18 protein-coding genes are annotated in these 20,342 nt (G+C 68.0%); 11 read left to right on the top strand and 7 right to left on the bottom strand.

Annotated features, from left to right (window positions below; genetic code table 11):
• A partial coding sequence (locus ABZU72_RS27885) for an MFS transporter (RefSeq protein ID WP_355022023.1) occupies nt 1–611 on the bottom strand: 611 nt, incomplete at its 3' end.
• Nucleotides 612–802: 191 nt separating this feature from the next.
• On the opposite strand from ABZU72_RS27885, the gene ABZU72_RS27880 reads away from it, so the two are divergent.
• Nucleotides 803–4,003 carry an AAA family ATPase gene (locus ABZU72_RS27880; RefSeq protein ID WP_355022022.1) on the top strand — a complete coding sequence of 1,067 codons (3,201 nt, stop codon included), beginning with the start codon at nt 803–805 and terminating at the stop codon, nt 4,001–4,003.
• Nucleotides 4,004–4,102: 99 nt separating this feature from the next.
• On the opposite strand, the gene glnA is transcribed toward ABZU72_RS27880, so the two are convergent.
• Nucleotides 4,103–5,524: a type I glutamate--ammonia ligase gene (glnA, locus tag ABZU72_RS27875; RefSeq protein WP_355022021.1), complete on the bottom strand. Its 1,422-nt coding sequence runs from the start codon at nt 5,522–5,524 to the stop codon at nt 4,103–4,105.
• Between the two features lie 212 nt (nt 5,525–5,736).
• Here glnA and ABZU72_RS27870 point away from each other — a divergent pair, with 212 nt between their 5' ends.
• From ABZU72_RS27870 to ABZU72_RS27855, 4 genes are all read left to right on the top strand, one after another.
• A complete protein-coding gene (locus tag ABZU72_RS27870; protein ID WP_355022020.1) occupies nt 5,737–6,210 on the top strand; it encodes an RDD family protein in 474 nt (157 codons plus the stop codon).
• A 64-nt stretch (nt 6,211–6,274) separates the two neighbouring features.
• Nucleotides 6,275–7,057, top strand: a complete 783-nt coding sequence (locus ABZU72_RS27865; protein ID WP_355022019.1) for a DUF6612 family protein — start codon at nt 6,275–6,277, stop codon at nt 7,055–7,057.
• A 75-nt stretch (nt 7,058–7,132) separates the two neighbouring features.
• On the top strand, nt 7,133–7,975 hold the full coding sequence (locus tag ABZU72_RS27860) for a class I SAM-dependent methyltransferase (protein ID WP_355022018.1): 843 nt from the start codon (nt 7,133–7,135) through the stop codon (nt 7,973–7,975).
• 264 nt (nt 7,976–8,239) lie between these two features.
• On the top strand, nt 8,240–8,818 hold the full coding sequence (locus tag ABZU72_RS27855) for a hypothetical protein (protein WP_355022017.1): 579 nt from the start codon (nt 8,240–8,242) through the stop codon (nt 8,816–8,818).
• A gap of 132 nt (nt 8,819–8,950) precedes the next feature.
• Here the strand turns inward: ABZU72_RS27855 and ABZU72_RS27850 are convergent, their stop codons facing one another.
• From ABZU72_RS27850 to ABZU72_RS27830, 5 genes are all read right to left on the bottom strand, one after another.
• Nucleotides 8,951–9,661 (bottom strand): DUF4191 domain-containing protein, encoded by a 711-nt coding sequence (locus ABZU72_RS27850; protein WP_160022402.1) that lies wholly within the window; start codon nt 9,659–9,661, stop codon nt 8,951–8,953.
• A gap of 35 nt (nt 9,662–9,696) precedes the next feature.
• The gene (lipA, locus tag ABZU72_RS27845) at nt 9,697–10,644 is read right to left on the bottom strand and encodes a lipoyl synthase (protein ID WP_355022016.1); all 948 of its coding nucleotides are present in this window, start codon (nt 10,642–10,644) and stop codon (nt 9,697–9,699) included.
• A gap of 81 nt (nt 10,645–10,725) precedes the next feature.
• Complete coding sequence (lipB, locus tag ABZU72_RS27840) at nt 10,726–11,463, bottom strand: lipoyl(octanoyl) transferase LipB (RefSeq protein ID WP_355022015.1); 738 nt, start codon at nt 11,461–11,463, stop codon at nt 10,726–10,728.
• 434 nt (nt 11,464–11,897) lie between these two features.
• Entirely contained in the window at nt 11,898–13,703 is a 1,806-nt protein-coding gene (sucB, locus tag ABZU72_RS27835) for a 2-oxoglutarate dehydrogenase, E2 component, dihydrolipoamide succinyltransferase (protein ID WP_355022014.1), read from the bottom strand.
• A gap of 216 nt (nt 13,704–13,919) precedes the next feature.
• A complete protein-coding gene (locus ABZU72_RS27830; RefSeq protein WP_355022013.1) occupies nt 13,920–15,446 on the bottom strand; it encodes a leucyl aminopeptidase in 1,527 nt (508 codons plus the stop codon).
• A 77-nt stretch (nt 15,447–15,523) separates the two neighbouring features.
• Here ABZU72_RS27830 and gcvT point away from each other — a divergent pair, with 77 nt between their 5' ends.
• The 6 genes from gcvT to ABZU72_RS27800 all read left to right on the top strand — a co-directional run bounded on the left by gcvT (nt 15,524) and on the right by ABZU72_RS27800 (nt 20,211).
• Nucleotides 15,524–16,666, top strand: coding sequence for a glycine cleavage system aminomethyltransferase GcvT (gene gcvT, locus ABZU72_RS27825; RefSeq protein ID WP_355022012.1), 1,143 nt, complete (start codon nt 15,524–15,526; stop codon nt 16,664–16,666).
• Complete coding sequence (locus ABZU72_RS27820; protein WP_355022011.1) at nt 16,666–16,923, top strand: hypothetical protein; 258 nt, start codon at nt 16,666–16,668, stop codon at nt 16,921–16,923. The genes gcvT and ABZU72_RS27820 overlap by 1 nt, the downstream gene beginning before the upstream one ends.
• 165 nt (nt 16,924–17,088) lie before the next feature.
• Nucleotides 17,089–18,063 carry a DUF559 domain-containing protein gene (locus tag ABZU72_RS27815; protein WP_355022010.1) on the top strand — a complete coding sequence of 325 codons (975 nt, stop codon included), beginning with the start codon at nt 17,089–17,091 and terminating at the stop codon, nt 18,061–18,063.
• 27 nt (nt 18,064–18,090) lie between these two features.
• A complete protein-coding gene (locus ABZU72_RS27810; RefSeq protein ID WP_355022009.1) occupies nt 18,091–18,921 on the top strand; it encodes a PhzF family phenazine biosynthesis protein in 831 nt (276 codons plus the stop codon).
• A 14-nt stretch (nt 18,922–18,935) separates the two neighbouring features.
• A complete protein-coding gene (locus tag ABZU72_RS27805; protein ID WP_355022008.1) occupies nt 18,936–19,730 on the top strand; it encodes a thymidylate synthase in 795 nt (264 codons plus the stop codon).
• Entirely contained in the window at nt 19,720–20,211 is a 492-nt protein-coding gene (locus ABZU72_RS27800) for a dihydrofolate reductase (protein ID WP_355022007.1), read from the top strand. The genes ABZU72_RS27805 and ABZU72_RS27800 overlap by 11 nt, the downstream gene beginning before the upstream one ends.
• Nucleotides 20,212–20,342: the final 131 nt, after the last annotated feature.

The raw sequence follows: 20,342 nt of genomic DNA, 5'->3' as shown, positions 1-20,342 counted from the left end.
ACGAAGACCCAGATGGCGGCTCCGGCAAGCAAGCCGACCATCGACACGACGAGGTACAGCGCCTGCCATCCGACCTGCTGTCCGATGAAGGTGCCGACAGGGGCGCCGAAGATCGTCGCGATCGTCAGGCCGGCCATCACCGTGGCGAACGCCTTTCCACCTTTGCCTGGGCCATAGGTGTACGCCGCCACCACCGCACCGGCACCGAAGAACGCTCCCTGCACGGTGCCAGTGATGAAGCGCGCCACGACGAGAGCACCGAGGTCGGACGCCGCGGCGGACAGGAGGTTGCCGACGATGAAGAGGCCCACCAGGCCGAGCAGGAGCGTGCGTCGGTTGAGTCTTGCTGCCGCGATGGTGAGTGCCGGCGATCCTATGACCACACCGAGGGCGTAGGCGGTGATGGCGTTCGTCGCGGTCGGCACCGATGCGTCGAGGTCAGCCGCGAAGAGCTGGACGATGCCATTGCTTCCGAACTCGCCGGACCCGATGGCGAAGGTGCCGAGCGCCAATGAGAACAGGATGAGCGCGTCGCGCTTGTGCGTCGGGCTCTGCGGCGGATGCCGCTTCTCCTCGGCTCTGCATTGCGCGTTGTAGGCCTGCTCGTGCATCTTCTTACCCCCAATCGCCGACATGTGTTCGGTCAGTCGGCGAACCTACGAAGCGCCACTGGATGATCAGTGGAGATTTCGTGGAGGCTGCTTCATTGCAGGGGCTGCGCCGCGGTCGGCGTACGCATACGCTGAGGTCGAGGTCCGGTCTTCGGGGTGTGGGCCATCCGCCAGCGCCCTGAGGACTCACGATGGAAGACACCTCGATCACCGAGAGCTCGGGTCCGGACAGTCCGGTACGCCTTCAGCTACTCGGGCCGTTGCGTGCATACCGCGATGATGTGGAACTGGAGACCGGCCCGCCCCAGCAGGCATACCTGCTGGCTCTGCTCCTGGCGAGGGCGGGACGACCGACGAGCATGTCGGAGCTTGTTGACCTGCTCTGGGACGAGAACGTCCCGATGTCGGCGATCAACACCGTACAGAAGCACGTCGGGGCCATCCGCCGCATGCTCGAACCCGATCTTCCGGCGCGCGGGGCAGGGAGCTTCATCGTCCGCAGAGGTGGCGGTTACGCATTCGTCGGGCCGACCGCCACGGTGGACCTTGTCGAGTTCAGATCGTACGTGGAGAACGCCAAGACCCATCTTGCCTCGGGCGAGCGCGACGAGGCGTTCGACCAGTACGTCCAGGCAATCGGTCTCTGGCACGGCCCGGCAGGCGACGGCCTCGGCCTGGGCCTGACCGCGTCCCCACTGTTCTCCGGCATCAACGAGGAGTTCTTCGACGCTTGTGTCGCGGTTGGGGAACTGGCCGACACCCAACGCCTTTCCACGCGGGTCGTCCAACCCCTGCGCCTGGCTGCGTGGATGGCGCCTCTCCACGAGCCCGTACAAGCCAGCCTCATGACGGTCCTCGCCGCTGCAGGCAAGCAGGCTGAAGCACTCTCCGTCTTCGAGACCGTCCGGGCGCGGCTCGCCGACGATCTCGGCGTGGCCGCGGGCGACGCGCTCCTCGCCGTCCGCGCGCGCGTCCTGCAACAGGCCAGCGTCCGAGGCGGGGAGCCGGGCGATGACCGATCTGGCGCCTCACTCATCGGTCGCGGCGAGGAACGTGCGCTGCTGGCTCGGTCGCTCGAGTCGGTGGCGGCGGGGACAGCAGCTCTGATCACCGCCGAAGGGGAACCAGGAGCGGGGAAGACCTCCCTCTTCCTCGAGTTCACCAAGGACGCAGAGCGCCGCGGGGCGCTGGTTGTGTGGGGACGTTGCCTGAACCACGAGGGCACCCCAGCCCTGTGGCCATGGACTCGTCTGATCTCCGACCTTCTGGCGAGCCAGCCCGAGCCCGCACGCGCGGGCTTGGGCAGCGGGGAGATCGAGCGCCTCCTCGACCCACGCCCGGACAACCTTCTCGGTGGCGCCGTGCTTCCCGACAGCGGCGCCCAGTTCCGCCTGTTCGAACAGACCGTCGACCTCATCCGGGGAGCCTCCGTCGATCGCCCGGTCGTGTTGGTGATCGACGACCTGCAATGGGCCGACGTCGCCTCGCTGCAGTTGTTGACGCACGTGGCGACTCAGCAACCGAACGGGGTCGTCCTTGCGGGTCTCTTGCGTGATCGGGCTCCTACACCAGGGGACGGGCTGCGTGGGACACTCGCGGCGGTCGGGCGCCTGCCGCATCACCAGCGCATCCGGGTCGGTCCGCTGCAGCCGGCCGAAGTGGGTGAGCTCGTCCGTCGCGAGACCGGACAGGCCCCGAGCCCGTACGTCGCTCGCTGTATTCAGGCGCGCACCGAGGGCAACCCGTTCTTCGTACGCGAGCTGGCCCGCCTCCTGGCTGAGAGCGAACTCGATGCTGCGGCCGGCGAGGACGCCCTGGCGCGCACCGGCGTCCCGTCTACGGTGCGCGACATCGTACGAGACCGTCTCGCCATCCTCGACCACGAGACGAAGAGGCTCGTGGAGATCGCAGCGCTCGTCGGACGGGAGGTGGACATTCGTCTGTTGGCGCGCGCTTCCCAGGTCGACGTGACCACCTGCATGGCGCTGCTCGCGCCCGCCGATTCGCAAGGCCTGGTCGAGCTGGTCGAGGGGAGACCGTTCTCGGTGCGGTTCGTGCACGACCTGGTTCGCGAGTCTGTGCACCAGACCGCCTCGCGCCTGCTCTCGACCGGACGGCTGCACATCCAGATCGCCGATGCGTTGGAAGGGATCCGCGGAGACGACGACGCGGTCACCGAACGACTTGCCCACCACCTGTGGCTGGCCGGTCCGCTCGCAGACCCGGCGCGGACCACGACCGCGCTCGTCCGTGCTGGTCGAAGGGCCGTCGCGCAGTCCGCCTTCGACGCGGCGGTTCCTCATCTCGAGGCCGCGGCCGGCATCGCGCGCTCGGCTGGTCTGCATGAGCTCGAGCTGTCCGCGCTGTCACAGCTTGTCGCCGTCATCGGGATGCAGACCGGCTACATGGGTAGCGCTGATGCCACGTTGGATCTGCTCGAACGCTCTGAACGGGCCGCCCGGGGGCTCGGCCGAGAGCGAGAGGCGGCGGACTTCCTCTTCTCCCACTGGGCCGCTCATTCCCAAGCCATTCAGCTCGACCGCAGCGGGCAGCTCGCTCACCGGCTCCTTGCGGACAGCGAACGGTCCGACGACCCGGTCGTGCAGGCGTACGGACGGCACGCGTGGGGGATCCACCAGTGGGACATCGGGAACATCGGCGAGGCATATCGACACCTCAGCGAGTCGAACGCCGTCGTCGCCGAACGGGCGAACTCCCTCGACCAGGACCAGCTGCGCCATGACCTACAACTGCTGTCGCCGGCGATGCTCGCGCTCAACACAGCGTTGCACGGCAAGGTCGAGGACGCCCGGGGCATGTTCGACCGGATCGAGAGCGATGCCGGCAATCACTCCTACGACGTCACCGTGTGGTCCGCGTTCGCGGTCACGGCCGCGGCGCTGATGGCTGACCCTTCCTGGGCGCTACGCGCCGCCGAGCGAGGTATCGCAGCAGATCCGGATTACTCGTTCCGCTTCCTCGGGGCCTACCAGCGGCTAGGGCGTTGCTGGGCACAGGCGGTCACCGGCCGGGACGCAGATCGGTCGCTGAGCCAGGCAGAAGCACTCATCGAGTCGAACCTGGCCGACCCTCCGCGATCCGGCCTGACCACCTGGTTGGCTCTCCTCAGCGAGATGTATCTCGCACGCGGGCGGCTTCACGAGGCCGCTGACGCTCTCAGGCGAGCCGACGCCTCGATCGAAGCGTATGGGCAGCGCTATGCGGCTGCGTTCGTACAGCTGATGCGCGCGAGGCTGCGGCTCGAACTCGGTGATCCTCTGGACGCCGTGCACCTGGCTGCAGCGCAGGCTCGAGAGACAGCGATCGCTCAGCAGGCGTACCTGTTCGTCCACCGCTCGGACGACTTCCTCGGGCTGGATCGCAGCTCGTGACCCCACAGGATGGTCGATGCCCACTGGCGAACAACCTCGAAATGGCCGAAGGCCCCGGGTAACCCGGGGCCTTCGGTGTCGGACAGCAGAGCGGTCGGCTCAGATGTCGTAGTAGAGCTCGAACTCGTGCGGGTGCGGGCGGAGCTGGATCGGGAGGATCTCGTCGTTGGTCTTGTAGTCGATCCAGGTCTCGATCAGGTCGGGGGTGAAGACGTCGCCCACGGTGAGGAAGTCGTGGTCGTTCTCCAGAGCCGACAGGACGGCACCGAGGGAGGTCGGCACCTGGTTGATCTCGGCCATCTCGTCCGGCGGCAGCTCGTAGATGTCCTTGTCGATCGGAGCGGGCGGCTCGATCTTGTTCTGGATACCGTCGATGCCGGCGAGGAGCAGGGCCGAGAAGGCGAGGTACGGGTTCGAGGACGGGTCCGGGAACCGGGTCTCGACGCGCTTGGCCTTCGGGTTGGTGCCGGTGATCGGGATGCGGACCGCGGCGGAGCGGTTGCGCGAGGAGTAGACCAGCGAGATCGGAGCCTCGAAGCCCGGCACCAGGCGGTGGAAGGAGTTCACCGTCGGGTTGGTGAACGCCAGCACCGACGGGGCGTGCTTCAGGACGCCGCCGATGTACCAGCGGGCCATGTCGGAGAGGCCGCCGTAGCCGGTCTCGTCGTAGAACAGCGGCTCGCCGGCGTTCCAGATCGACTGGTGGACGTGCATGCCCGAGCCGTTGTCACCGAAGACGGGCTTCGGCATGAAGGTGACCGTCTTGCCGGCCTCCCAGGCGGTGTTCTTGACGATGTACTTGAACTTCATGACATCGTCGGCAGCCTTGAGCAGCGTGTCGAACTTGTAGTTGATCTCCGCCTGGCCGGCGGTGCCGACCTCGTGGTGGGCGCGCTCGACGAGCAGGCCGGAGGCCTCGAGGTTCTTGACCATCGTGTCGCGCAGGTCGGCGAAGTGGTCGGTGGGGGAGACCGGGAAGTAGCCGCCCTTGTAGCGCGTCTTGTAGCCCAGGTTGTTCGAGCCGTCGGGGTTCTTGTCGGCGCCCGAGTTCCACCAGGCCTCGACGGAGTCGATCTTGTAGAACGACTCGCCCTCGGAGGTGTTGTAGGCGACCTTGTCGAAGATGAAGAACTCGGCCTCGGGGGCGAAGAACGCGGTGTCACCGATGCCGGTCGAGGCGAGGTACGCCAGAGCCTTGCGCGCGATGTTGCGCGGGTCGCGAGAGTAGGCCTCCCCGGTGATCGGGTCGTGCACGAAGTACATCAGCGCGAGGGTCTTCGCGGCGCGGAACGGGTCGATGTACGCAGTCGTGACGTCCGGGTAGAGCGCCATGTCGGACTCGTTGATCGTCTGGAAACCACGGATCGACGAACCGTCGAAGGCCATCGGCTCCAGGTTGAACGACGACACGGGCACCGTGAAGTGCTGCTGGACGCCAGGCAGGTCGACGAAACGGATGTCGACGAACTCGACCCCCTCGTCAGAGATGAACTTCAAGAGTTCGTCGTCAGTGCTGAACATCAATCCTCCTTGGCTCACCCGGTCGGGCAGAGCCAGATAGGTCTCTCGCGATCGAGGCCGGACCCTCATGGATCCGACCGTGCCACGCAAATTACGAAGGGACGGTTGCACAGGAGTGTCGCAAATGTTTCAGGCGTGTAACAGGTTGTGTGATTTGATCGGCAACCATCCCGGATCTCACCCCTCAAGACGTTGCCGCCTACCCTTACGACGTGACCAGTTCCGCCACTCCTGCGACGCCCACTCTGCCTTATGACACTGCGAGCTGGGGCAGGCGCGTCCTGGCCCTGTTCATCGACTGGCTCACGTCGTCGCTGGTGGCGTCGGTCTTCCTCGGCGTACGGGCGCTGCCGTTCGGGTCGTTGCTCGCCGGTGTCGACCCGCGGCCGTCCGACAACCTGTGGATCCTGGTCGTCTTCATCGTGCAGACGGCGGTCTTCACCACGCTCGGCGGCGGCTCCTTCGGCAAGCTCGTCACTCGCCTGCGTACGGTGCGGGTCACGGCCGGTGAGCCGGACGTACGCCCGCTCGATCCGCTGCGGAGCATCGCCCGTCAGATCCTGGTCGTCCTCGTCGTACCGCCGCTGGTCTTCCGTCCTGACCGCCGCGGGCTCCACGATCTGGCGGCAGGTACGGCGACCGTCACGCTTCAGACCTATCGACACGTGTTTCGCCGGGTTGGTTGAGAGGCATCCGGGGGTAGGTTTGACCGGTCAGCCGCAAGCAGCGGCAAACACGAAGGGAAGCTCAATGACGCTCAACCGTACTCTCGGGCCACGTGGCCTCTGGCGCCGCGCCGCTGTCGCAGGCGTGCTGGCCGTATCGCTCTCGGGCCTGGTGGCCTGCGGTGGCGGTGGAGGAGCCGGCGGCGCCAGCGAGGGTGACTCGGTCTCGGCCGAGGAGATGACCGAGGTGATGAAGAAGGCGACCGACATCGACACCGCCCACTTCACCACGAAGATGGACGCGAAGGCGTCGGGTCAGACGGTCTCGATGACCGGCGAGGGCGACATCCAGAAGGAGCCGCCGGCGCAGCACTCCACCATGAAGATGAGCGGTGGCTCGATGAACATGGATCTGGAGACGATCCTTGTCGACGAGAAGATCTACATCAAGGGCATGATGGGCGACTCGTGGATGACCGCGAGCGCCGAAGACCTCGCCAAGATGGGCGGGACCAGCCTGGAGTCGATGAGCAACCCGCTCGCCTTCTTCGACGGGATGGAGGAGTCGATCAAGTCCTCCAAGTTCGAGGGTGAGGAGAAGGTCGACGGCACCGACACCAAGCACTACAGCTTCACCGTCGACTCCGCCGGGCTCGCCGAGAGCCTCGGCGCCGACAGCACCAAGGGCATGCCCGAGACGATCGACCAGGACATCTGGGTCGACGCCGACGGCCTGCTCCGCAAGGCCGAGGTCGGTATGGGCGACATGGGCACCGTCGAGATGATGCTGTCCAAGCACGGCGAGGACGTCACCATCGAGGCGCCGCCGGCGGACCAGGTCACCGACATGCCGAGCATGGCCGGCTGACAGCCAGTTCGTACGCAGCAGGGCCGGTCCCCGAACGGGGACCGGCCCTGCTCCATTTCGTGGCACTGTGTCGGCATGACTCTCGACCCCGAAAGCACCCGGCAGATCGAGGCCAACCGAGCCAACTGGGACGCCCGTACGCCGATCCACGTCGCCAGCGCCTTCTACGGCATCGACGGGTCGAGGCCCGCCGAGTCGTGGTTCGCCGACTACGAGTGGAGCGACCTCGGTGAGCTGTCCGGACGCGAGGTCGTGCATCTGCAGTGTCATCTCGGCACCGAGACGGTGGCGTTCGCGCAGCGGGGTGCGGTGACGTACGGGCTGGACATCTCGGCCGAGGCGGTGGCCGCAGCGCGCCGGATCGCCGCCGAGCGCGGGCTGGCCGTCGATTACCACGAGGCCGACGTCCACGACGCCGTCGAGGTCCTGGGCGCCGGCCGGTTCGACGTCGTCTACACCGGTAAGGGCGCGGTCTGCTACCTACCCGACATCGACCTGTGGGCACAGGTCGTCCATGATCTGCTCAAGCCCGGCGGGTTCGTCTACCTGGCCGAGTTCCACCCGCTCCTCGACGCGCTCGGTGAAGTGCCGGAGCCGGGGCGCGAGGACTCCCTCGAGCTGCGCCACGACTACCTCTCGGGCCGGGGCGCGATCGCGAAGGACTCGACCCGCACCTACACCGACGGCCCGGCGCTGAGCAGCGCCACGACGGCGTACGAGTGGCGCCACGGAGTCGGCGAGGTCGTCACCGCCCTCGCCGGCGCGGGCCTGCGGATCGAGGTCGTACGCGAGGACGAACGACTGCCGTGGCCCCGCTTCCCGTCCATGGTGGCGGGCGACGACGGCTGGTTCAGGCTGCCCGAGCAGGCGCCCCGGATCCCGCTTCTCTACGCGATCCGGGCACGCCGGTCCGGGTGACCGGTATTGGTCATACAACGCTTCTGGAACTTCGCCCTCGCGTCGGGGAACGATGTGTGACCATCCATGGACCGTTCGGTGATGGCAAGGTATTGGAAGGCGTTGCGCGTGCACAAAGATCGTCGATTGACGTATTCACTAGTTGGACCTGCACTCGTATCTATGTGCCTTGTCGCGTTAGTGGGATGTGGTCAGGAGGCCTCTACTTCGCAGGAATCCACTGACGTACTCAAGAGCTCGCTTGAGCGGATCGAGTCCACCCACATGAAGCTGTCGATGATCGTTGGTCCGACGCCCGACGAGGCGAACTATATCTCGCTGGACGCCGATGCGACGGTAGGGGAAGAGGTGCCCTCGCAAGCGAGATGGAGTTTCGCCGGCAAGAAGCTTGGCTCGAAGGTCGTCGATGTGAGGGTTCCTGACAGCGACGAGGCGTACCTGAGCTACACCGACTATGGCGCGGACGAGAACTGGATCCGGGCGTCAAACATCAAGGAACTCGCGTTGCGCGACCAGATCGCTCGCCCGTTGGACATGGTGGAAGCCATCGCGCGGGACCTGGACAGTGCGACCTACGAGGGCGACGATCCGTCGGGGGCAATGGAAGGACCTAGATACCTGCTGACCCTTCCGGTCGGAGGGCTGGGAGATGCGCTCGCAGGCGTCGCGGAGCTTGCGGAGGTTGACCTTCCGGAGGTGGTCGATGCGTACTTCTGGACTGACGACGAGGGCGATCCGGTCTCGATCGTGTTCGATCCGGAGGACACCGTGCCGGACTTCTCCATGCGGATCGACTTCAGCAACAACGACGAGGACTTCACGATCGAGACTCCGTCAGTTTGAGGGTGCCGCGGGAGCGGCGCGAGGCGAGCTGACAGCGATGGAACTCGACTTGGAAATGTAGTCCGGGACGTTCCGGCCCATGTACCCGTGAGTAATGGACCGGAACGTCCCGGACTATCCATCCAAGAACGGTCAGCGGCCGCGGAGGTTGCCGCGCATGCCCTTCATCGAGGTCGGTACGGGGCCCTTCGGGATCGGCATGGTGCCGCGGGTGGCATCGACGGCCTTGAGGCGGTTGAGGATGTCGGTGATCTCGGGGCCGGCGACCTTGCGGCCGATCTTGGTGACGTGCTTGGTCAGCTGCGGCAGCGGTACCTCGTCCTCACCGTTGCCGGCGACGACGGTCGTGATCGGCACCTCGCCCAGGACGCGGGCGTGGGTGCGCTTGGTGCTGGCCAGCAGCGAGCGGACCTTGCTCGGGCTGTTGCCCTCGCCGACGAGGACGACTCCCGGAGGGCCGACCACGCGGTGGACCAGCGTCTGGCTGCGCGGCTCGACGCCCACGGCCTGGGTGACGGTCCAGCCTCGGCGGAGCATGGTCAGGGCGGCGTACCCGCCACCGACCTGGCCCTCGAGCCGGGCGTACATCACCTTCTGCGCGCGCCGCGAAAAGACCACCATCGCGGCGAGGAGGCCGGCCAGCAGGGCACCGACGATCGTGAAGATCCAGGAGAAGATGCCCTCGCCGGGCAGGAACCAGAAGATCACGCCGGCGACCGCGGCGACGACCACGAAGATCGAGCCGAGGATGAGGCCGATCTTGGGGTCTGACTGCTTGGTGAGCTTGTAGGTCTCCACCATCTGCTGGCGGCGACTCATGGTGCTCGGGTCGGTCTGGGACATCTTCCTCTTTCAGTCTTCAGATTTCGTACGCTGCGTCAGGCTGTGGCAGCAGCGGTGTCTCGCGCCTCGATCGCCTGACGGTACAGCCGACCGGCGCGGTAGGACGAACGAACGAGCGGACCGGACATGACGCCGGAGAAGCCGATCTGCTCGGCCTCGGCCTGGAGCTCGATGAACTCCTCGGGCTTGACCCACCGCTCGACCGGGTGGTGACGCACGCTCGGGCGCAGGTACTGCGTGATCGTGATCAGCTCGCAGCCGGCTGCGTGCAGGTCGCGCAGAGCCTCGGAGACCTCTTCGCGGGTCTCGCCCATGCCGAGGATCAGGTTGGACTTCGTCACCAGGCCGAAGTCGCGAGCCTGGGTGATCACGTCGAGGCTGCGCTCGTAGCGGAACGCCGGACGGATCCGCTTGAAGATCCGCGGGACGGTCTCGACGTTGTGCGCGAGGACCTCGGGACGGGACTCGAAGACCTCCTGGAGAAGCTCCGGGATGCCGTTGAAGTCGGGGATGAGGTTCTCGACGCCGGTCTCGGGGTTGAGCTCGTGGATCTGCTTGACCGTCTCGGCGTAGAGCCAGGCGCCGCCGTCGGCCAGGTCGTCACGGGCGACGCCGGTGATGGTGGCGTACTTCAGGCCCATGGTCTGCACGGACTCGGCCACGCGGCGCGGCTCGTCGCGGTCGAGGTCGGTCGGCTTGCCGGTGTCGATCTGGCAGAAGTCGCAGCGTCGGGTGCACTGGTCGCCGCCGATGAGGAAGGTGGCCTCGCGGTCCTCCCAGCACTCGAAGATGTTGGGGCAGCCGGCCTCCTGGCACACCGTGTGCAGGCCCTCGGACTTCACCAGCGCGGTGAGCTCCTTGTATTCCGGCCCCATCTTCGCTTTGGTCTTGATCCACTCCGGTTTGCGTTCGATCGGAGTCTGCGCGTTGCGGACCTCGAGACGGAGGAGCTTGCGACCTTCTGGGGCAGGAGCTTGAGTCACCCCACAAGGGTACGCCGCGTGGTGGTGGAACCTCGAAGGCAGGCGGCTACTGGTCGGTCACACCGACCGTGGCCGGCCCGTTCAGCCCAGGCTGGGGGAGAGCAGCGGAACCCGTGGTGTCTTCGCCGGGTCGGGCTTGGCGTCGAGGCTCGGGCCCTGCTCGTAGTCGCGCCAGGAGAGCATCTCGGCGATCTGCGCGTGGAGCACCGGCATCGCCTCGGCGTTGCCGATCTGCCGCCCGGCCTCGATCGAGAGGGTGGTGACGCCGGCGTCGGAGATACCGCACGGCACGAACCGCTCGTACCAGCCCAGGTCGACATCGCAGTTGAGCGCGATGCCGTGCATGGTCACGTGCTGGCTGACCCGCAGCCCGATCGCTCCGACCTTGCGCTCCAGGCGGCGTACGCCGTCAGGGGTCTCGCCCGCCGGCAGCCACACGCCGCTCCGGCCGGGGACCCGGTAGACGCTGACGCCGAACTCGGCGCAGGTCAGGATCATCGCCTGCTCCAGGCGGCGTACGAAGTCGACGACCTTGACCTTCTCCGGCAGCCGCACGATCGGGTAGGCGACGATCTGGCCGGGGCCGTGGAAGGTCACCTCACCGCCGCGGTCGACGTCGATCACCGGGGCGCCGCCGGGATCCGCAGGCCGGTCCTCCGGCTTCGTACGCTTCCCCGCGGTGAAGGTCGGCGGGTGATCGAGCAGCAGCACCGTGTCGGCCTCTTCGCGGTCGACGACGCGCTGGTGGACCTGCTTCTGCAGCTCCCAGGCGTCCAGGTAGTCGATCGTCCCGACCTCAACGAAGCGCAGCTCAGTCACACCGAGATCGTACGCCCCGGGCTGAGCCGGCCGGGCAGTGCCCGGAACCGTGAACGCCGGCTCGGTGGGATAGCGGTTTGGCGATATCCCGGCGGGGTAAAGAGACTGTGCGCAGAATTCGCGTGTTTCGACTGGCCGCGCTCGGGAGCGATCGGACTTCGGATCAGTCTTGAAAGGCACACAGACGTGCGTACCACCCAGAACCGTCGCCGCCTCGCGGCGGCCGTCCTCGCTCGGCTGGTACGCATGAGGGATGGATGGCGGGGACTCCGAGAACATCGTCTTCGATCTGTCCGCTCACGGCGAGCCAGTGACCATCGAGAAGCCGAGCGGCAAGATCACCGACATGTCCGACATGGACATGTAGCCGTCACCAGGTGAGATGACGAGCGGCGCGGCCCCCGTGGGGACCGCGCCGCTCGTTGCTCACCGGCTCAGAGCTCGAACTGAGCAGCCTCGAGGCGCTTCTTGACGTCCTGGAGGAAACGGCCGGCGTCGGCGCCGTCGACCAGGCGGTGGTCGTAGGTCAGCGCGACGTTGACCATGTAGCGCACCGCGATCGTCTCGCCGAGGTCCGGGTCGTCGATGACGACCGGACGCTTCACGACAGCACCCGGGCCGAGGATGGCGACCTGCGGCTGGTTGATGATCGGGGTGTCGAAGAGCGCACCGAACGAACCCAGGTTGGTGATCGTGAAGGTGCCGCCGGAGAGCTCGTCCGGGGTGATCTTGTTGTTGCGCGTGCGGTCGGCCACGTCCGCGATCTTCTTCGCGATGCCGGCGATCGAGAGATCGCCCGCGTCCTTGACGACGGGGGTCAGCAGACCCTTCTCGGTGTCGACGGCGAAGGCGATGTTCTCGCGGTCGTAGTAGGTGACCGTGCCGGCCTCGATGTCGATCCCGGCGTTGAGCTTCGGGTGCACCTTGAGCGCGTCGATCGCGGCCTTGGCGAAGAACGGCAGGTAGGTCAGCTTGACGCCCTCGCGCTGCAGGAACCCGGCCTTGTTGGCCTCACGGAGGCGGGCGATGTTGGTGACATCGACCTCCATGACCTGGGTCAGCTGAGCCGCGGTGTGCAGCGACTGGGTCATCCGCTCGGCGATCACCTTGCGCAGACGCGAGATCTTCTCGGTGGTGCCACGCAGCGGCGACGGGGCCGCGGGAGCGGCGGAGGAAGCGGCCGGAGCGGCCGAGGCCGCCGGAGCGGCGGCTGCCGGGGCAGCGGCCGGAGCCGACTTGGCGGCGGCCGCCTGGAGAATGTCCTCCTTGCGGATGCGGCCACCGACGCCCGAACCCTGGACGGTGTCGAGGTCGACGTTGTGCTGGGACGCGAGCTTGCGTACGAGCGGGGTCACGTAGCCGCCGGGCTGGATGGCCGGGGAACCGTCGGTGGACGGCGCGGCGTGAGCCGGGGCAGCAGGAGCCGGAGCGGCGGGAGCGGGCGCGGCCGGAGCCGGAGCGGCAGGCGCCGGCGCGGCGGCGGCCGGAGCGGGCTCGGGAGCGGGCTCGGGGGCAGGCTCGGGGGCAGGAGCCGGCTCGGGCTCGGGGGTGGGCTCCGGGGCCGGGGCGGCGGGCGCGGGCTCGGAAGCCGGAGCGGCACCGGCGTCACCGACGAGCGCCAGCACGGCGCCGACCTCGACGGTCTCGTCCTCGGAGACCTTGATCTCGAGCAGCGTGCCGGCGACAGGCGAAGGGATCTCGGTGTCGACCTTGTCGGTGGAGACCTCGAGCAGCGCGTCGTCGACGGCGACCGTGTCGCCGACCTGCTTGAGCCAGCGGGTGACGGTGCCCTCGGTGACCGACTCACCCAGCGCGGGGAGAGCAACCTCAGTGGCGTTTCCGCCGGCGGCGGGCGCCGGAGCCGCAGGGGCGGCGGGCTCGGCGGGAGCCTCGGGCTCGGCCGGAGCGGCCGGAGCCTCGGGCTCGGCGGCGGGAGCGGCAGCCTCGGGCTCGGCCGCAGGAGCGGCGGGCTCCGCGGGAGCGGCATCGGCGCCGGCCTCGTCGGCAGCGCCGATCACGGCGAGCAGGCCACCGACCTCGACGGTGTCGTCCTCAGCGGCCTTGATCTCGAGCAGGGTGCCCGCGACGGGCGAGGGGATCTCGGTGTCGACCTTGTCGGTGGAGACCTCCAGCAGGGCCTCGTCGACCGCAACCGTGTCGCCGACCTGCTTGAGCCAGCGGGTGACGGTGCCCTCGGTGACGGACTCGCCGAGTGCCGGGAGAGTTACTTCGGTGGCCATGGATTCCTTCGTTCTACGTCTGTTCGTTGCTCTACTTGTATGTCCGGACACGCGCGTCACCACGACCGAGCCCAAGGGCTCGGCGAGGAGAGAGTCGCATCGGTCTGGGCCGACACCTGCCCGACGCACTCATGATGCCGCCAGACGGGCGGCCAAGGGCGTCGATCACGGAGCCCATCTTGTCACTACCCCCGCAGCGCTGTGTCAACCGGACCACTACTGATCGGTAGCCATCTCGCGTACGTAGTCCACCAGTGTTGCCACCGCCACACCCGTGCCTCCGGGAGTGAGGTGGCCGGAGGCGCCGCCACTGTTGAAGGACGGTCCGGCGATGTCGAGATGGGCCCAGGGGAGACCGCCGGTGAACTCGCGCAGGAAGGCGGCGGCGTACAGCCCACCGCCCCAGCGGATCCAGTCGTGCTGGTTGAGGTCGGCCACCTTGGAGGAACGGATTCGCTCGTCCATCCATTCCGGGATGGGCATCGGCCACATCTGTTCGCCGGCGACGTCGGCAGCGGCGAGGACGCGGTCGACGACGTCCTCGGAGCCGAGTACGCCGCTGACCCGGTCACCCAGCGCCATCACCATGTGACCGGTGAGGGTGGCGACGTCGATGATCAGGTCCGGCGAGACCTCGGTGGCCCGCACCAGGGCGTCGGCGAGGATCATCCGGCCTTCGGCGTCCATGTTGGAGACCTCGACGGTCGTGCCGCCGTAGTGGGTGACCACGTCACCGGGGCGGTAGGACGAGCCGGAGACCATGTTCTCCGCCATCGGCACGAACGCGGAGACCTTCACCGGCAGCCCGAGGCGGGCGATCGCGAAGGTCGCCTGGGCCACCGCGGCGGCACCGGCCATGTCCGACTTCATCGTGGACATCGAGCTGCCCGGCTTGATGGTGAGGCCGCCGGAGTCGAAGGTGATCCCCTTGCCGACCAGCGCGATGTGTCCGCGCGCGTCGTCGGGGGAGTAGGTGAGCTCGACCAGGCGCGGCTTGGCCGCCGAGCCCATGCCCACCGCGAGGATGCCGCCGCAGCCGAGCTCGGCGAGTTGCTCCTCGTCGTACACGGTCGTCTCGACGCCCTCGACCAGCTCGGCCACGTGCGCGATGGCGTCGGCGAACGCCGGGGGAGTCAGGTCGGCCGGCGGGATGTTGACCCACTCGCGCGTGCCGGCGACCGCCTGGGCGAGGATCTGCGCCTCCTCGAAGGCGGTGACCGCGTCCGTACGCCGCGCGATCGCGCTCAGGATCGCGACATCGCTCGGTCCCTTGCTGTCACCACCAGACTTGCCGCTGTTCGACTTATAGGTGGTGTAGGTATAGCCGCCGAGGACATAGCCCTCGGTGACGGCACGCACCAGGTCGGGGGTGTCGGCGGGAAGGGACACGGCGACGGAGGTCGCGTTGGGCACCGCGCGGGCGGCGGCGCCGGCGGCGCGGCGTACGGCATCGGCCGAGTAGGTCCCATCGGAACCGGGCTTGCCGAGCCCGACCAGCACGAGGAGCTGGGCGCCGATCTCGGTCCCGGCGGGCAGGCGGGTGACCTCGCCGGCCTTGCCGCTGACGCCGAGGGTGGCGAGCATCCCGCGCCACCGGCGACCGTAGGCGTCCTTGACGTCCTCCGCGCCGGCGGTCACCTCGGCAGCCTTCGCGCCCTGGCCGATGCCGACGACGACCGCCTCGGCACGGGTCTTGGCAGGGGAGGCGGTACGCAGCGTGTAGGTGATGTCAGGCAGGGTCACGCCGTGCAGTCTAGGTGTGGCGCGCCCGGAGGGGGCGCGGACCGGGGAGTGTCGGCCTGGTGCGATAAGTTCGCGGTATGGCTGAAGAGACCTCCACGGGGGGCGGGTCGGAGCTGCTCCAGTCCCCTCTGCACGAAAACCACGTCGGGCTCGGCGCGAAGTTCGCTGAGTTCGGCGGCTGGTCGATGCCGCTGGAGTACTCCGGCGTCGTCAAGGAGCACACGGCGGTCCGTGAGGCCGTCGGGGTCTTCGACGTCAGCCACCTGGGCAAGGTCATGATCAGCGGGCCGGGTGCGGCCGACTTCGTCAACGCGTCCTTCACCAACGACCTCAACCGGATCAAGCCGGGCAAGGCCCAGTACACGTTGTGCTGCGACGAGGAGACCGGCGGCATCGTCGACGACCTGATCGCCTACTACCGCGACGACGAGCACGTCCTGATCGTTCCCAACGCCGCCAACACACCGGAGGTCGTGCGCCGGCTCCAGGAGGCCGCGCCCGAGGGGATCAACCTCGCCGACCACCACCGCGACTACGCGGTGCTCGCCGTCCAGGGGCCGAAGTCCGACGAGCTGCTCGAGGCGGTCGGGCTGCCGGCCGGTCACGAATACATGTCCTTCGTGGAGGCGGCCGCTCCCGACGTACTCGGTGACGAGATCGGCGTGGTCGTGTGCCGCTCCGGCTACTCCGGCGAGCGCGGCTACGAGCTGATCGTCGCCAACGAGGCCGCCGGCGCGCTCTGGGACGCGCTCCTGTCCCGGGGCGAGGAGCTCGGCGCGGTGCCGTGCGGCCTCGGCGCCCGCGACACCCTGCGTACGGAGATGGGCTACCCGCTCCACGGGCAGGACATCGCCCTCGACGTCACTCCCAACGAGGCCGGCATCGGCTGGGCCGTCGGCTGGAAGAAGGATGCCTTCTGGGGCCGCGACAAGCTGGTCGCCGAGAAGGAGGCCGGCCCGAAGCGCGCCCTGCGCGGCATCGTCGCCGTCGGACGAGGCATCCCACGCCCACACATGACCGCCTCCCTGACCGCCGACGTGCCGGTCGGCGAGGTCACCTCCGGCACCTTCTCGCCCACGCTGAAGAAGGGCGTCGGCCTGGTGCTCGTCTCGACCACGGTCAACCCCGAGGCCGAGATCGGCATCGACGTACGCGGCCGCCGCGAGATCTTCCAGCTCACCAAGCCGCCCTTCGTCCCTTCGCACGTGCGGGAGGGCTGATGAGCATCCCTGATGTGCCATCCGTCTTCAAGCAGCCGACGGCCGCCGACCGGCCGTGGTGGTGGCAGCTCGTCGATGCCTCGGGTGCCGAGGTGTCGGTCGACGGAGACCTCGCCGGCCAGCGCTTCGCCAACCAGAGCGACGCCGAGTCGTGGGTGGGCGAGGTCTGGCAGGACCTCCTGGACGCCGGCGTGGCCGCGGTCGTACTCTTCGAGCACGACCGGCAGGTCTACGGCCCGATGAAGCTGACCGCCTGACGTCCGTCGACTACCTCGCCCCTCAAGGGTTGATGTCGTGGTTTCGGCGCTGGTTGCGACCACCATCTTGACCCTTGAGGGGCATTTTCGTGGGCGGCCCAACCGACGCGGCGGGGCCTGTGGATAACTTCTGCAGGGATTTCGGGATTGTTCGATGCTGTCGGGGTGAACGCATCAGCTGGTTCCGAGCCGGTCCCTGACGTCGACATCGAGCCCGACGAGGTGCCGTTCGATCCGTCTCGTCCGTTCACTCGAAAGCAAGCGCTGGCGGCGGGAATCACGCCGAACCGGCTCCGCGGGCCCAGCTTCGTACGTCTGCACACGGGCGTATTCGTAGCGGCGGACGTCGAGCTGACCCCGCTGATTCGCGCCGAAGCGGCGCTGAAGACGTACGCCGACACCGCCTTCGCCAGCCACGCGACCGCGGCCCGGATATCGGGGCTTCCCTTGCCGGCTCTGCCGGGTGAGCACGTCACTGTGATGGCTCAAAAGGACCGTCACCGGATTGCTGGGGTCGTCTGTCATTGCGCGCCGAAAGTGGAGGTCAGGACCGTGGGCGGTGTGCGGGTCTCGATGATCGAGCAGAACTTCGTCGAGCTCGCCACGCTGCTCTCACTGGTCGACCTCGTCGTGGTCGGTGACTATCTGGTGCGGAAGAACCCCAACGGGCTAGCCCGTCTCCAGCGTTACTGCGCCAAGGCGACGGGCCCAGGAGCGGCGGCCGCTCGTCGGGCGCTGGCCTATGTGCGTACCGGCGTCGACTCGCCGATGGAGACCCGCCTGCGAATGCTGATCGTGCTCGCTGGTCTCCCCGAGCCGTTGGTCAATCAGCTGGTGGGGGAGGAGAGCGAACTCGACTTTCGCAAGTACGACCTGTGCTGGCCGTCGATCAAGCTGATCGTCGAGTACGACGGACGCCAGCACGTCGAACGCGAGGACCAGTGGGAGTCGGACATCGGCCGCCGGGAGAAGATCGACGACGACGGCTGGCGCATCCTCATCTTCATCGCCAAGGACATCTACAACACCCCGGGCAACACCCTGAAGCGAATCCACCGCCAGCTGGTGGCAAGGCGCCTCCCCGGCGTATCGACTCACCTGTCCCCTCAATGGCAGCTCCACTTCCCAGGCCGTCCCTGATCCGATCCGACCAGTAGCCTCGGGCGCGTGACTGCCTATGAGTTCCGCCAGGTCGATGTCTTCACCAACGAGCCGCTGCTGGGCAACCCGGTCGCCGTCGTACACGGGGCCGACGGCCTCACCGACGAGCAGATGGCTGCCTTCGCGCGGTGGACCAACCTGTCCGAGACCACGTTCCTGCTGACCCCGACGGACCCGGGTGCCGACTACCGGCTACGGATCTTCACGGTCAGCGGCGAGCTGCCGTTCGCCGGTCACCCGACGCTCGGGTCGGCGCACGCGTGGCTGGAGGCGGGCGGGAAGCCCAAGGGCGCGAGTCTGGTGCAGGAGTGCGGCGTCGGTCTGGTCGAGCTGCGCCGTGAGGAGCGGATCGCGTTCGCGGCGCCGGAGCTGCGCCGCGGCGGCGAGGTCGACGAGGACACCCTGGGCGCCATCGCGAAGGGTCTGCAGATCGAGCGCGGCGAGATCAAGGACGCGCGGTGGTGCGACAACGGACCGGGCTGGGTCGGCGTGATGCTCGCCGACGCGGACGCCGTGCTGGCCGTGACACCCGACCACGCCGCTCTGGGGAGTCACAAGGTCGGTCTCGTCGGGCGCTACCCCGAGGGCAGCGAGTGCGCGGTCGAGGTCCGGGCGTACTTCCCGGCCGACGGTGTCGCCTTCGAGGATCCGGTCACCGGGTCGCTCAACGCCGCGCTGGGGCAGTGGCTGGCGGGGACGCAGCTCCCCGAGGCGTACGTCGCCTCTCAGGGGACCGCGATGAAGCGGCGGGGGCGTGTGCACGTCGAGCGGGTCGAGGACCAGGTGTGGGTGGGCGGAGACACACTGACCACCATCCGCGGGACGGTGGAGCTCTGACCTAGGGTGGGGTCGTGCAGTCCTACCTCGATCTGTTGACCCGCATCCTCGACGAGGGCGTGGAGAAGTCCGACCGCACCGGGACGGGCACGATCAGCGTCTTCGGTCACCAGACCCGCTACGACCTCAGCGAGGGTTTCCCGCTGCTGACGACGAAGAAGGTCCACACCCGATCGGTCTTCGGGGAGCTGCTCTGGTTCCTGCGCGGCGACACCAACGTGCGCTGGCTCCAGGAGCGGGGCATCACGATCTGGGACGAGTGGGCCGACGAGAACGGCGACCTGGGGCCGGTCTACGGCTACCAGTGGCGCTCCTGGCCGACCCCGGACGGGCGCCACGTCGACCAGATCGCCAAGATCATCGACCAGATCCGCACCGACCCCGACAGCCGCCGCCACGTGATCAGCGCCTGGAACCCGGCCGACATCGACGACATGGCGCTGCCGCCGTGCCACACGCTGTGCCAGTTCTACGTCGCCGACGGCAAGCTGAGCCTGCAGCTCTATCAGCGCTCCGCCGACGTGTTCCTGGGGGTGCCGTTCAACATCGCCTCCTACGCCCTGCTCACCCACATGGTCGCCCACGTGACCGGGCTCGAGGTCGGTGACTTCGTGCACACGCTCGGCGACGCCCACCTCTACAGCAACCATCTCGAGCAGGCCCGTCTCCAGCTCACCCGCAAGCCGGGGCCGCTGCCGACGCTGCGGCTCAACCCGGACGTCAAGGACATCGACGCGTTCGAGCTCGAGGACATCACGGTGGAGGGCTACGACCCCGCCCCCGGCATCAAGGCCCCCGTTGCCGTCTGAGGCCGGTTCGGGGCGCGTCGTGATGGTCGCGGCGGTCGCCGACAACGGTGTCATCGGCAACGGCCCCGACATCCCCTGGAAGATCCCCGGCGAGCAGGCCGAGTTCAAGGCGATCACGATGGGCCACACGCTCGTCATGGGCCGCACCACCTTCGAGTCCATCGGCCGCCCCCTGCCGGGCCGCACCACGGTCGTGCTGACCGGTGACAGGACCTGGTCGCACGACGGCGTGCTGGTCGCCCACGACATCGACTCCGCCCTCGCCCTGGCCGCGAAGGAGCAGGGCGACACGGTCATCGCCGGCGGCGCGCAGGTCTACGCAGCAGCGATGCCGTACGCCACCGAGCAGGTCATCACCCGCGTCCACCTGACCCCCGAAGGTGACGTCCTCTACCCGCCCTTCGACCAGGCGGAATGGGTCGAGACGAAGCGCGAGCCCCACGAGGCGTACGACCGCGTCTTCCTTGTTCGCGCGGGGTAGCTGGGTGGCCGATTCCGCCGACTATGACAGAGGGTCCGAGCTTGTGAACGCTTCACAAGCTATGACAGAGGGTCCGAGCTTGTGCCTCAAGACCCTCCTGAAGGAGATCGTCCCCGACACGGCCGGCGTGA

This window comes from Nocardioides sp. NPDC004968, assembly GCF_040608935.1.
GTDB lineage: Bacteria > Actinomycetota > Actinomycetes > Propionibacteriales > Nocardioidaceae > Nocardioides.
This window is presented reverse-complemented; position numbering and strand designations above follow the sequence as displayed.

Excerpts from the sequence above, each read along its gene's own strand:
- ABZU72_RS27880 (WP_355022022.1), top strand. The coding sequence starts at position 803 with ATGGAAGACACCTCGATCACCGAGAGCTCGGGTCCGGACAGTCCGGTA.
- glnA (WP_355022021.1), bottom strand. The coding sequence starts at position 5,524 with ATGTTCAGCACTGACGACGAACTCTTGAAGTTCATCTCTGACGAGGGG.
- ABZU72_RS27865 (WP_355022019.1), top strand. The coding sequence starts at position 6,275 with ATGACGCTCAACCGTACTCTCGGGCCACGTGGCCTCTGGCGCCGCGCC.
- ABZU72_RS27860 (WP_355022018.1), top strand. The coding sequence starts at position 7,133 with ATGACTCTCGACCCCGAAAGCACCCGGCAGATCGAGGCCAACCGAGCC.
- ABZU72_RS27855 (WP_355022017.1), top strand. The coding sequence starts at position 8,240 with ATGAAGCTGTCGATGATCGTTGGTCCGACGCCCGACGAGGCGAACTAT.
- ABZU72_RS27850 (WP_160022402.1), bottom strand. The coding sequence starts at position 9,661 with ATGTCCCAGACCGACCCGAGCACCATGAGTCGCCGCCAGCAGATGGTG.
- sucB (WP_355022014.1), bottom strand. The coding sequence starts at position 13,703 with ATGGCCACCGAAGTAACTCTCCCGGCACTCGGCGAGTCCGTCACCGAG.
- gcvT (WP_355022012.1), top strand. The coding sequence starts at position 15,524 with ATGGCTGAAGAGACCTCCACGGGGGGCGGGTCGGAGCTGCTCCAGTCC.
- ABZU72_RS27820 (WP_355022011.1), top strand. The coding sequence starts at position 16,666 with ATGAGCATCCCTGATGTGCCATCCGTCTTCAAGCAGCCGACGGCCGCC.